The organism is Streptomyces sp. NPDC094448, assembly GCF_044763775.1.
GTDB lineage: Bacteria > Actinomycetota > Actinomycetes > Streptomycetales > Streptomycetaceae > Streptomyces.
Genome location: NZ_JBIWGU010000001.1, coordinates 500,541 through 512,534, shown reverse-complemented (window position 1 = coordinate 512,534; position 11,994 = coordinate 500,541). Strand labels below are relative to the sequence as shown.

Here is an 11,994-nt window from a genome sequence, read left to right as displayed (position 1 = left end):
CGGGCGGACGGTGCCCGCACTCGCCCGGAGGGCCCGGAGGGTAGGGCGCGAGCCGCTCCCCCCGAACCCCATCTCGTCACCTTGACGAATACCGGCGCGGGCCATTAATGTCAATGAGACGAAAAGGGGTATCCGCATGGCCGACATCACCCGGCGTCTCGGCTGGCGCCATCTGCGCTCCGCGCCCACCTCGTATATCCGGCACCACCGCGGCGGCAAGCTCGTCCACGACGGGCCGGGGCTCGGCTTCTGGTACCGGGCCCTGTCCGCCGCGCTCGAAGAGATCCCGGTCGGCGACCGCGAGGAGTCCATGGCGTTCCACGCCAGGACCGCCGACTTCCAGGACGTGACCGTCCAGGCCACCGTCGTCCACCGGATCGGGGATCCGGCCGTCGCCGCCGAGCGGCTGGACTTCTCCGTCGACCCGGACACGGGCGTCTGGCGCGGCGCCCCGCTGGCGCAGCTCTCCACCCTGCTCTCCGAGACCGCCCAGCAGCACGCCCTCGATGTGCTCTCCCGTACGCCGCTCGCCGCCGCGCTGGTCGACGGGGTGTCCGCGGTACGGGAGCGGATGGCGGCCGGGCTCGCCGCCGAAACCCGGCTGGCGCAGACCGGGCTCACCGTGGTGGGGGTCCGGGTGATCGCGATCCGCCCGGAGCCGGAGGTCGAGCGCGCGCTGCGCACCCCGGCCCGCGAACGCATCCAGCAGGAGGCCGACCGGGCCACCTACGAACGCCGCGCCGTAGCCGTCGAACGGGAGCGCGCCATCGCCGAGAACGAACTGGCCAGCCGGATCGAACTGGCCCGTCAGGAGGAGCGTCTGGTGGAGCAGCGCGGCGCCAACGCCCGCCGGGAGGCCGAGGAGCAGGCGGCCGCCGACGCGGTACGGGCGGAGGCCGAGGCGGCGCGCACGGTACGGCTCGCCGGGGCGGAGGCGGCGGCCCTGCGGGAGGTCGGTGAGGCCCGGGCGGCGGCCGAGGCGGCCCGGCTGCGGGCGCACGGCGGGGCCGACCCGGCGGCGCTGCGGGCGCTGACCGCCGCCCGGCTGGCGGAGAACCTGCCGCGCATCGACAGTCTGACCGTCTCGCCGGACGTGCTGACGGGTCTGCTGGCAAGGCTGGGCCGGGACGGCGGCGCCGGGCAGGAGGCCGGGGCGTGAGCCTGGCGCCCCGGGCAGTCCTGGTCCACCGGACCACGGAGTACGAGGAGTTGCTGGCCCGGCACGGCACAGCGGGGCAGGCGGCGTTCTTCCTCTCCTCCCGGGGCCGGAGCCTCGACGAGGCCGCCGAACGGCACGAGACGGTCCGGCGGGCCCTGGCCCGGACGGCCGCGGGGATCCCGCTGAACTGGCGCCGGGCGCGGGTGGAGCGGGGGCAGCTCGACCGCTTCCTCTTCGGCCCCGAGGACGTGGTCGTGGTGGTCGGCGCGGACGGTCTGGTCGCCAACACCGCGAAGTATCTGACCGGGCAGCCCGTGGTGGGCGTCGATCCCGAACCGGGCCGGGGCCTCGGGGTGCTGGTACGCCACCGCTGCGAGGACACCGCCGCACTCCTGGAGTCGGCGGTCTCCGGCCGGCCGGTGTGCGAGGAGCTGAGCATGGTGGAGGCGGTTGCCGACGACGGCCAGCGGCTCTGCGCGCTCAACGAGATCTACCTCGGCGCACCGGGCCATCAGACGGCCCGCTACCGGCTGGGCACCCCGGAGCGGGGGCGGGAGCCCGGCCCGGAGGAGGTCCAGGCCTCGTCCGGGGTGCTGGTCGGTACGGGGACGGGGGCGACCGGCTGGCTGCGTTCGCTGTGGCGGGAGCGCGGCGGGGCGACGGTCCTCCCGGCTCCGACGGACCCCCGGCTGGTCTGGTACGTCCGGGAGGCGTGGCCGTCACCCGCCACCGGCACCTCCCTGGTCGAAGGCGCCCTAATCCACGGCGAACGGCTCCGGCTCACCGTGGAGTCGGACCGTCTGGTCGCGTTCGGGGACGGTGTCGAGAGCGACGCCCTGGTGCTGACCTGGGGCCAGACGGTCCGGCTGGGCCTCGCCGGGCTGCGGCTGCGGCTGCTGGTCTGAGGCCCGGGTGGGCGCCGGGTGGCGGGAGCGGGATGCCCCCCACCACCCGGCGTACCCGTACTACTGCCGCAGTTGTGCGGCCATGAGGTGGGCGTCCAGCAGTCCGACATCGGCCGTCCGGTCCGCCCTCGCGTACCCGGCGAACATCCGCTTGGTCAGGGTGAGGGCCTCCGGGGAGCGGCGGGAGATGGGCCGGGTCCAGGCGGCGACCGCCTGGTCCAGTTCGTCGTACGGGGCGACCTTGTGCAGCAGGCCGAGCTGCCGCGCGGTGGCCGCGTCGAAGGCCTCGCTGGTGAGCATGAGTTCACGGATCCGGGCCGCGCCCGCCTCCGAGATCAGCCGGCCCAGGACGCCGCCCCAGGCCGGCGGCATTCCCAGCCCGAGTTCGGGCAGCCGGAAACGGGTGGTGTCCGCCGCGACGCGCAGATCGCAGAAGGAGGCGAGGGCGAGGCCCTGGCCGACGACCCTGCCGTGCAGGCGGGCGATCGTCACCACATGGCTGTTCTCCAGCGCCTGGCAGAGCCGGTGTCCGCGGTCCAGGATGCGGCGCAGGGACGTACCGGTGGGATCCGTGTCCAGAGCCGCCTGGTACTCCCGGCGGTCGCCGCCGAGGCTGAAGTCGTCACCCGACGACGACAGGACGACGGCGCGGACCCCGGGCCGTTCGTGGAGGCTGTCGAAGAGGGTGACGAGACGGTCGAGCGCGGCCACTTGGAGAAGGCTGTCGCCGCCCCCGGGATTCAGGTCGACGTGGAGCACCGGTCCGTTCTCCGAAACGGCCGGCACCGGGAGGGCGACGACACCGTCCGACCGCCCGTCCGCCCGCTCGGACGGCGGATCGGACGGCGGGCGGGAGACCGGATCGGAGATCGGGGGCGTACGGCTGATGGTCGTCATACGAGGGCGACATCCAGATTCAGCAGGCGCCGGAACGCCACCCTCGGCGCCCAGGTCGGGCGGCGGGCGAGGGCGAGACGGGGCAGGCGCTGGGTGAGTTGGCGGAGTACGGTCTGGGCTTCGAGACGGGCCAGCGGTGCCCCCAGGCAGTAGTGGATGCCGCCCCCGAAGGCGAGATGGCCGCCCGGCTTGCGCAGCGGGTCGAACCGATGCGGGTCCCGGTGCTTCGCGGTATCGCGGTTGGCCGTCGCGAGCATCAGATGGACCACCTCGTCCCGGCGCATCTCGATGCCGTCGAGGGTCGTGTCGTCACGGGCGACCCGGGTGACCACCGGGGTCGGCGGATCGTAGCGGAGGGTCTCTTCGACGAAGCCGGGCGCCAGTTCGGGCGCCCCCGCTATTCGCTCCCACCATTCGGGGTTTTCGAGAAGCAGCCGGACCGTGGTGGACAGCAGCGAGGAGGTGGTCTCCAGAGCGGCGAGGAAGACGGACAGTGTCAGGTAGTAGACCGCTTCGTCGGAGCGGTCGGGATCGGGGTGCTGCTCCGTGGCGTCCCAGGCGGCGATCCACCGGGAGACGGGATCGTCCCCGGGGCGGGCCCGCCGCTCCCGGACCAGGTTCCTGAAGTAGGCCCGCAGTTCGGGGGTCGCCGCATCGGAGAGCGCCAGCTGGCGCGCGGACGGCAGCAGTTCCTGGGTGAAGACCTGGTCGTGGGTCAGCTCCCGCAGCCGCGCCAGATCGCCGGCGGGCAGACCGAGCCACGCGCCGATGGTGCGGACCGGCAGCTCCTCGCAGACCAGGTCGACCAGATCGGCCTCGCCGCCGCTGTACACCCGATCGACTACGGAGTCCAGTAGTCCACCGGTCACGCTCTCGACCGTCTCGCCGATCCGGCCGATTGTGGTGCGGTCGAAAGAGCCGAAAACGCGGCGCATCCGCGTATGGTCCGGCGGGTTGAGCACCAGCAGGGTGTAGCCCATCTCGGTGGACGAGGGGGTATCCCAGCGGGTACCACCGCCTTGGCGGCTACGCCAGCGGCGGTCGGGTTCCAGCCAGGCGCGGTCGCGGAGCACCTCGTCGCAGAGATCGAACCCGGTGATCAGGTGACCACCCCACGGAGCTGGGAAAACGGGCCCCAGCGAACCGAGATCCGTGTAGATCGGATAGGGGTTGCTCTGCCCCTTCGCGGTCCGTAGTCGGGAGAAGAGTGTGACGGCGGTACGGCGGCTGACCGGAGAAGGAGGGCAGGCCTTCACGGTGACGGATCCTTTCTGCAGGGTCAGCCGCCATAAGTACCCATGCCGTCCAAATTCCATCCGTCAGCAAGGGACTACAAAACGTAACTTACGTCACTCGCCCCGAGTCCAGGCCAGAAAACGGCTGAAAAGGCCTGCCTTCGGCTGCTGCTGACGGGCCGTACCGTGTGCGGTTCCGGACCGGTGCGGGGCCGCGTGCGGACGGGGCACGGCGTGCGCGGGCTCGGTCCGCGGCGGAGCGGGGGCCCGCGGGGTGAAGCGGATCGGGAGACCCAGCAGGGTGCGGGTCCAGGGCGAGGAGGCCCAGTTCAGATCCTTGAACGGAACGCGCATCTCGACATCGGGCAGCCCGTTCAGCAGCGACTCGACGGCGGCGACCGTGATCATGAACGCCGGGTCCTTGGCGGGGCACGTGTGCGGTCCGGCGCCGAAGGCCAGATGGGCCTTCGCGCTGAGCTGTTCCCGGTGGACGGTCAGCCGCGGATCGGTGTTGGCCGCCGCGAAGGAGATCGTGATCGGGTCGTTGGCCCGGACGGTCCGGTTGCCGATCTCGACGTCGTGGACCGGGAAGTGCGTCGCGTAGTTGGCGATCGGGGCGTAGTTCCACAGAGTGTGGGAGACCGCGTCCTCGACCGGCAGACCCGCCTGCCAGGACTCGCCCAGATAGAGCGCGGTGCTGGTGCCGATGGCGGCGGCCAGCGGTGCCGTACCGCCGGACAGCAGCACCACGAGCTGATGCAGCACTTCCTCGTCGGTGAGCTGGGCCGGGTGGTTCATCAGCCGGGTGGTGAGGTCCTCACCGGGGTGGCGCCGCTTGAGGTCGATCAGCTCGGTGATCGCCCCGCCGAGGATGTGGTCGGCGTTCGGGGTGCCGCTGAAGATACCGGTGACACCGGAGATGACCCGGTCGCCGATCTCGGGCGGGCAGCCGAACAGATCGCTGAAGACCAGCAGGGGCAGCGGCTGCGCGTAGTCGGCCATCAGCTCCGCCTGCCCCTCGGGCGCGGCGCCGAACTGCCCGATCAGATAGGCGGCGGACTGCTGCGTCTGCCGGACGAGCTGGAGTTCGTTGACCGTGGCCAGACTGTCCGTGACGGCCTGGCGCAGCCGGGCGTGGGCCGCGCCGTCGGTGAACAGCGTGTTGGGGCGGTACGCCATCATCGGCACCGCCGGACTGTCCTCGGGCAGCCGCCCCTCGTGGACGGCGTTCCAGCGGCGGGCGTCGCGGACGAAGGTGGCCGGGTTCTGGAGGATGTACAGGGCGGCGTCGTAGCTCGTGACCAGCTCGACCTGGACGCCCGGGGCGATATCGACGGGGGCGCTGGGCCCGAAGGAGCGCAGGGAGGCGTAGTGGCCCTCGGGGTCGGAGCCGAAGGCGGGCCCGTAGAGCGGGATGTTGCCGTGCGCGGGGCAGCCGGCGGGTATCCCGGATTCGGGGTGCTGCTGCATGCCGATTCTCCTAGTCGAGAAGTGAGAGTAGGTGGTTCACGAGGGTGATGAGGGCCTGGGCGGACGAACGCTGGTCCCGGACGTCGCAGGCGACGACGGGGGTTTCCGCGCTGAGGTTCAGGGCCTCGCGCACCTCTTCCAGCGGGTAGGCCGGGTGGGTCTGGAAGTGGTTGACGCCGATCGCGTACGTCAGTCCGAAGCTCTCCACGAGGTCGAGGACCGGGAAGGACTCGGAGAGCCGTTCCGGGTCGACGAGGACGAGCGCGCCCAGGGCTCCCCGGGACAGCTCCTCCCACATCTCCTTGAAACGCTCCTGTCCGGGGGTCCCGAAGAGGTAGAGCACCACCTGATCGCTGAGGGTGAGCCGGCCGAAGTCCATGGCGACGGTGGTCGTCGTCTTGTCGGGGGTGCTCGACAGATCGTCGAAGCCCTCGCTGGCCTCGGTGATCTCCTCCTCGGTCTGGAGGGGCTCGATTTCGGAGATGCTGCCGATGCAGGTGGTCTTGCCGACCCCGAAGTGTCCCACCACAAGGATCTTCACCGCGGTGGAGACGCCTGGATCCAGGTACACGTATCACGCTCCGAATCGGGATTTCAGGCCATCGAGCACGGCGCTGAGCAGTTCTCTGTCGACACGTTCGGCGCTCGGGACCGGCTGCCTCACCAGGATGAGACCGTCGTCCTCCAGCTGCGCCAGCAGGATGCGCACGATGCCGAGCGGCAGATGCGTATGGCCCGCCACCTCGGCGACGGACAGGAAGCCCTCGGCTACCAGGTCCATCACGATGCGCGCTTCCGGGGACAGGGTCCGCACCGCGGTCGCGGCGCCGGGCTGGGCGCAGATCAGGGTGGTGCGTTCGTACTCGTGGTCCGGCGGCAGGTTCCAGCCGTTGGTGATGACGAAGAGGGGGACCAGGGAGGACGTCAGTTCCAGCTCGTGTTCCGGATCGTCATGCATCGGCGCCCCCCGTCCGTACCGGCTCGGCGTTCAGCCGTGGCGCCACGGCGTGCAGCCGGGTGCTGAACTCCTCGATATCGGCGTCCCGGTCGGCCGCCGCGGCGAGGAAGGTGCCGTTCCCGGCGGCGATCAGGAAGATCCACCCGTGTTCGAACTCGATGACGGTCTGCCGCCATTCGGCCTCCGGCAGATCTCCGGCGAACGGGGCCGTGACGCGGCTGTAGGCGTTGATACCGGTCATCGCGGCGGAGATGGTGTCCGCCAGGTCCCGGCCGAGGCCGGAGGTCGCGCCGCGGGGCAGTCCGTCGGCGCCGAGCAGGACGGCGTGCCGGGCGCCGTGCACATCGGCGACGGCCTCGTCGAGGGCGGTCAGCGTGAATCCGCCGGGGAAGGCGTCGGTCGACCGGTCCCGGAGCGGCTCACCGGCGCCCGCACGGCCGGCTTCGACCCGGGGCGGCGAGGTGAGGTTGTCGCCGAGCCGGGCGACGAGCCGGTGCATCCGGAACGAGATCTGCTGCATATCGACCTCGGGCGCCGCGGCGGCGGCCAGATAGGCCCCCTGGCCGGCACCGATCAGGAAGATCCACCCATGGGAGAACTCGATGATCGTCTGGCTCCACCGCCGGTCGTCGGCATCGCCCGCGAAGTGGGCGATGGCCCGGCTGAGCGACTGCATCCCCGCCATGGCCGCGGAGATGGTGCGTACGTCCTTCGCCGGCAGCCCTTCGGTGGCCCCCCGGGGCAGACCGTCGGCCGACAGCAGGACGGCGTGCCGCGCCTTGGGCACGTTGCGAACGATGTCCTCCAGCATCCACGACAGATCAGAGGTCATGTGTCTTCCGCCCCTTCGAACGCCGGGGTGTCGAGGGTGCGGCCGGAGATCGTGCCGCGCTGGAAGGCGCCCAGGCTGCGGCCGGTGGCGCGGGCGGCCTCGTCGGAGCTGCGGGCCGCGGGCCGGACGGCGTCGCGGCTGCCGGCGTCCCCGAGCGGCTTCTTGCGGGCGCCGCGCTTGGGCAGCCCGTGCACGGTGCGGCCGCCGTTCTGGGCCCGGCCCTCGGCCTGCCGGATGTCCATCACGGGGGCCTCGGTCACCGGAGGCGTCTCCTCCACCGTCCACAGCTCCTCGGGGAGCAGGACGACGGCGCGGACCCCGCCGTAGCGGGAGATTCCGGTGACGTCGACCTTGAATCCGTACTGACGGGCCAGCAGGCCGATCACGGGGAAACCGAACTTGGGCTGGTTGCCCAGGTGCGACAGGCGCGGGCGGAGGTCCCCGGACAGCAGCGCGGTCGCCTTCTGCCGCTCCTCGTCGTTCATGCTGACGCCCGCGTCGTCGATGACGATGCAGAGGTTGCTCTGGATGTGCTGGAACGTCACTTCAATCGGGGCGTCGCTCTGCGAGAAGCTGGCCGCGTTGTCGAGGAGTTCGGCGACGGCGAGGGCGACCGGCGATACCGCCGAGGCCTTCAGGGCGAATCCGGTCTGCTGCATGATCTCGACCCGCCGGAAGTTGCGGATCTGCCCCTGCGCGCTGCGCACCACGTCGTACACGCTGGCGGGCCGGCTGCGGCGGCCGATCGGCGCACCGCACATCACGGCGATGCCCTGCGCCTTACGGGCCATCTGGGCATTCGCGTGGTTCACTTCGAGGAGATCGCCGAGTACGGAATGGCCACCGTACTTCCGCTGAACCTCCTCAAGCAGCGCCATCTGCTCCGCCGCGAGGGACTGGAGAAAGCGCGCCGCGCCCTTCAGCACCGCTTTGGTACTGTCCTCGGAAGACTCCTCGGCTTCCCGGACCGTCGTGTCGTGCTCGTCATGGAGCCGTCGCAGTTCTGCCTGGGCTACCGCCAGCTGGCTCTCGGCCGTCCGTATCTGCCGGCCCAGGGCGGCCTCGGACTCACGTTTTCTCACTCCCAGGGCTCTGTTGCGGCCGATGAGCAGCACGACCGCGGCAACGGCTATCGCCGCCACGGCGACCAGGCACCACGTAAGTGCGTCTTGATTCACGACAAACCTTTCCCGACGCATGACCTGAACACATTGACGGAAGCACCTCTATGAGGGTCCGCAACCCGGCCGCCTGGCGTCCGCGTCAACTACGCAGCATTCGGCCCGAGTTGTGAGATTCATGATCGCGGATTCGGGCATGCTATCACCGTGACCACACCCCCGGGGACCTGCTCTTTTACCCCCTGATTACCATCAATGCGGCGTGTCCGGCAAAATCTCTGCCAAGCACTGGCCATACGGGCAAGTCGCTCCGCGCGAAGGGCTGCTCCGGGGGCCGGGCGTACCGGGCCGCGAGCCCGGCCGTCCCGACACCGGCCGGGCACCGGGAGCCGGACGGCCGGGCCGCGCGGACGGTGCGTCAGACCGTCCCGCCGGGTTCCGCGGTACGACGGCGCGGGGGCCGCCGGGGCCCGGACTCGTCCACGGGGGCGGCCGGCCCGCCCTGCGGCGCCGCCGACTGCCGGGCCTGCTGACGGTAGGCACGGGGGCTGATGCCGTAGGCGGCCTTGAAGGTCCGGCTGAAGGCCGTACTGCTGGTGAATCCCCAGCGCGCGGCGATGGCGTGGATCGGCAGGGGGCCGCGGGTGGAGACGAGTTCGGCGCGGCAGCGTTCGAGTCGAAGCCGCCGGATCCGGGCCGCGACACCCTCGTCCTGGGTACGGAAGAGACCGTAGAGGCCGCTGAGGGACAGATGGTGCCGGGCCGCTACGGTCCGCGGGGTGAGGTCCGGATCGTCGAGATGGCGCTCGATGAACGCGTGGATCTGCCGGAGCGCCACCTCCTCCTTGGTCTCCGCCGGAAGCGAGTCCCCCAGGTCGAGCTGCTGCGCCAGCAGCGCCGATGCGAGGGCCACCGCGCTGCGCTCCAGTGCCGCCAGCCCCTCCGGGGAGCAGTCGGGCGCATGGTGCCGCAGGGACCCGAGGAAGGTCCGCAGTATCGCGCCGATGCCGTCCCGGGCGGCAAAACCACCGGCGAGCAGCGCGTCCAGCCGGCCCTCGGGCAGACCCACCGCCGTCCGCGGAATGCTCAGCAGCAGCACCCCGCTCCCTCCGGGGGAGGTGGTTCCGGCGCTGTAGGGGTGGGAGCTGTCGAAGAGGACCCCGTCGCCCGGTCCGAGACCGGCATGGTTGCGGCCCTGCTGGACGTGCATCCCGCCCCCGGTGATCAGACCGAGGAAGTAGTGCCCGGGGTCGCTGCACCGGATGTGTTCCGGAGTCCTCCAGGATTCCTGGGCCCCGAAGTCGTGGTACGCGACGGAGACCCGGCCCAGCTCCAGCAGCCCGGTTCTGGCGTGGAAGGTCGCCGGATCCACCAGCGCCATCCGGTGCGGGGCGACCGTACGGCTGATCACGTCGTTGAACCATTCGGCCTTGTCCGCCGTTGCGACGGTGTCGAGGGACACCCAGGACCACATGACAGCCCTCCTCCTTCTCCACGTGGCCGGATCGAATCAGCGGGCGGCGCGCGGGCCCCGCGCGGGCACGGGATCCGCCCGGCGCGGCGCCCGGCACCTCCGAGCAGATCAGACCGGACATTGTTCAGCAGCCCGGTCCCGGACTGATCATTGGCCGGGGGCACCTATTGACCTGCGGCGGGCCCGGCGTACGCTACTCGGCGGTCAACACGGCCGGGAGACGGCGGGGGTGGACGGTGGCAGGGCGTCGTGAGGTTCCGGTCGGCCCGGAAGCGGGCCCGGTCCAGGCATTCGCCCATGGGCTGTTCGAGGGGGCGTTCCGCACGGCCGGGCTCGGTGCCCGGGACCGGGAGCGCCGCGCCGCCGTGCACGGCGCCCGGCGGATCAGTACAGGAACGGCACCAGTCTGCGTGTACGGCTCCGGTACTCCTCGTACTCGGCGCCGAACGCCGCCAGCAGCATCTCCTCCTCGGCGGCGATCCGGCGGCCGTAGACGAACAGGAGGCCGACGGTCACCACGCCCCAGGCGATCCCGTTCCCGAGGCCGAGACTGTAGCCGCTCCAGACCAGCAGGCTGCCGCAGTAGCCCGGGTGCCGGATGTAGCGGTAGGGCCCGTCCGTGACCAGCCGCTGGCCGCCGGTGGTGCGCAGGGTCCGGGTGTAGTGGACGCCGAGGGTGTGCATGCCCCAGGCCCGCAGCGCCAGGCCCGCGGCGATCATCGCGATCCCGGCCCAGCGCGGCCACCCGGGCAGTTCACCGATCCCGACGGCCCCGAGTACCGCATTGACGAGGACGGCGGCCGCGTAGGCCGCCAGCAGCAGCCGGGTGGTGCCGCGATCGGCCGTACCGCCGCGCCAGGTGGCGGAGTCCGCGTCGGCGCGGCTGCGCAGCAGCAGTTCGTACCCGGCCCACAGCAGCACACCCGCGATGGAGAGGAAGTCGGTCAGCCGCATGGGCCGCAGCATCTCAGGCCCGGCGCCGGCGGCCCTTCCGACACGGCGGCGGGCTCCGGCCGGATACCCGGTCCGCGCCCGGCTCCGCACCCGGAAGGAACGGCCGCCGGATTGCCGGAGAGCGGACACTGCACCGACCGTCCGCGGGCATCCGGCCGGGAATGCCGAAAGGTCCTCTCGGGGCGAAATCCGAGAGGACCTCAGGCCGTTACGGCACCGCGGATATCAGCAGAACGGCGTGTCCGGGAGCACATCGTCCGGATAGTCGACGTAGTAGCTCGCCATCCAGCCGCTGAAATCGGGCCGGATGATGTACACCCAGTACGGATTGCCGCCGACCGTCTGGCTGCCCCGCTTCTGGCACCAGGCCTCGAACGACTGCCCCGGGTTGACCGTGCCGCGGATGTTCGGACAGTTGGCGACCGACGGCGAGTTGTTGCAGCGGGCGTAGTCGGCGTTGTTGTGCCGGACGTTCACCTGCGTCGCCCAGGTCGTGAACGAGCGTTCCACCGTGAACTCGCCCCGGTTCCCGACCACCGGCCGGCCGTCCCGGGCGACGGTGTCCGTCGCTCCCGCGGCCGGGGTCGCGGCCAGGACCGTGCCCAGCGTCAGAACCACAGCTCCCAGCATCGTGCGGATTTTCATGCTGTCCCCCGTCCGACCGGTGGCGTTTCCACCGCAACCGGACGTCCCCATGCTGACCGGAGAGCGGCACCGCAATGAAGGGCGAAGTCGGCCAGCGATTCCCCTTTTCGAGCACCCGGGAATTCATGTGCAGACGTTCGAGGAATTCCCCGGCCCAGTGAATCCATGGACCCCGACAATCCTATGAATGCGACGCAAGGGATTCGGGGTGTCCCGGCCCCGGCGGACGGGCCGGGGGCCGCTCGCCCCGTCCGCCGCTCCCGCACCGGCCGACACGGGAGCACCGGCGCCGGTACGGTCGTCCCCCGGCCGGAAACCGGTCACGGACACCGGTACGGCGAAGT

At 71.4% G+C, this 11,994-nt stretch carries 12 protein-coding genes; 2 read left to right on the top strand and 10 right to left on the bottom strand.

The window, feature by feature from the left end; genetic code table 11:
• Positions 1-136: 136 nt before the first annotated feature.
• Positions 137-1,159, top strand: a complete 1,023-nt coding sequence (locus ACIQ9E_RS02040) for an SPFH domain-containing protein (protein ID WP_403700467.1) — start codon at positions 137-139, stop codon at positions 1,157-1,159.
• Positions 1,156-2,064, top strand: coding sequence for a hypothetical protein (locus tag ACIQ9E_RS02035; protein WP_403700464.1), 909 nt, complete (start codon positions 1,156-1,158; stop codon positions 2,062-2,064). Before ACIQ9E_RS02040 ends, ACIQ9E_RS02035 begins: the two co-directional genes overlap by 4 nt.
• A gap of 60 nt (positions 2,065-2,124) precedes the next feature.
• Here the strand turns inward: ACIQ9E_RS02035 and ACIQ9E_RS02030 are convergent, their stop codons facing one another.
• The 10 genes from ACIQ9E_RS02030 to ACIQ9E_RS01985 form a co-directional block, all read right to left on the bottom strand.
• Positions 2,125-2,961 carry an enoyl-CoA hydratase/isomerase family protein gene (locus tag ACIQ9E_RS02030; RefSeq protein WP_403700462.1) on the bottom strand — a complete coding sequence of 279 codons (837 nt, stop codon included), beginning with the start codon at positions 2,959-2,961 and terminating at the stop codon, positions 2,125-2,127.
• On the bottom strand, positions 2,958-4,064 hold the full coding sequence (locus ACIQ9E_RS02025) for a cytochrome P450 (protein WP_403701295.1): 1,107 nt from the start codon (positions 4,062-4,064) through the stop codon (positions 2,958-2,960). Before ACIQ9E_RS02025 ends, ACIQ9E_RS02030 begins: the two co-directional genes overlap by 4 nt.
• A gap of 246 nt (positions 4,065-4,310) precedes the next feature.
• Positions 4,311-5,666, bottom strand: coding sequence for a cytochrome P450 (locus ACIQ9E_RS02020; protein ID WP_403700459.1), 1,356 nt, complete (start codon positions 5,664-5,666; stop codon positions 4,311-4,313).
• Between the two features lie 10 nt (positions 5,667-5,676).
• Positions 5,677-6,237, bottom strand: coding sequence for a GTP-binding protein (locus ACIQ9E_RS02015; protein WP_403700456.1), 561 nt, complete (start codon positions 6,235-6,237; stop codon positions 5,677-5,679).
• A gap of 3 nt (positions 6,238-6,240) precedes the next feature.
• Complete coding sequence (locus tag ACIQ9E_RS02010; protein ID WP_006345705.1) at positions 6,241-6,624, bottom strand: DUF742 domain-containing protein; 384 nt, start codon at positions 6,622-6,624, stop codon at positions 6,241-6,243.
• Positions 6,617-7,456: a roadblock/LC7 domain-containing protein gene (locus ACIQ9E_RS02005; protein WP_403700452.1), complete on the bottom strand. Its 840-nt coding sequence runs from the start codon at positions 7,454-7,456 to the stop codon at positions 6,617-6,619. Before ACIQ9E_RS02005 ends, ACIQ9E_RS02010 begins: the two co-directional genes overlap by 8 nt.
• Positions 7,453-8,634, bottom strand: a complete 1,182-nt coding sequence (locus ACIQ9E_RS02000) for an ATP-binding protein (RefSeq protein WP_403700449.1) — start codon at positions 8,632-8,634, stop codon at positions 7,453-7,455. Before ACIQ9E_RS02000 ends, ACIQ9E_RS02005 begins: the two co-directional genes overlap by 4 nt.
• Before the next feature lie 361 nt (positions 8,635-8,995).
• Entirely contained in the window at positions 8,996-10,051 is a 1,056-nt protein-coding gene (locus ACIQ9E_RS01995; RefSeq protein ID WP_403700446.1) for a helix-turn-helix domain-containing protein, read from the bottom strand.
• Between the two features lie 384 nt (positions 10,052-10,435).
• Positions 10,436-11,005, bottom strand: coding sequence for a methyltransferase family protein (locus ACIQ9E_RS01990; protein WP_403700443.1), 570 nt, complete (start codon positions 11,003-11,005; stop codon positions 10,436-10,438).
• Positions 11,006-11,230: 225 nt separating this feature from the next.
• A complete protein-coding gene (locus ACIQ9E_RS01985; RefSeq protein ID WP_403700441.1) occupies positions 11,231-11,650 on the bottom strand; it encodes a hypothetical protein in 420 nt (139 codons plus the stop codon).
• Between the last annotated feature and the right edge of the window lie 344 nt (positions 11,651-11,994).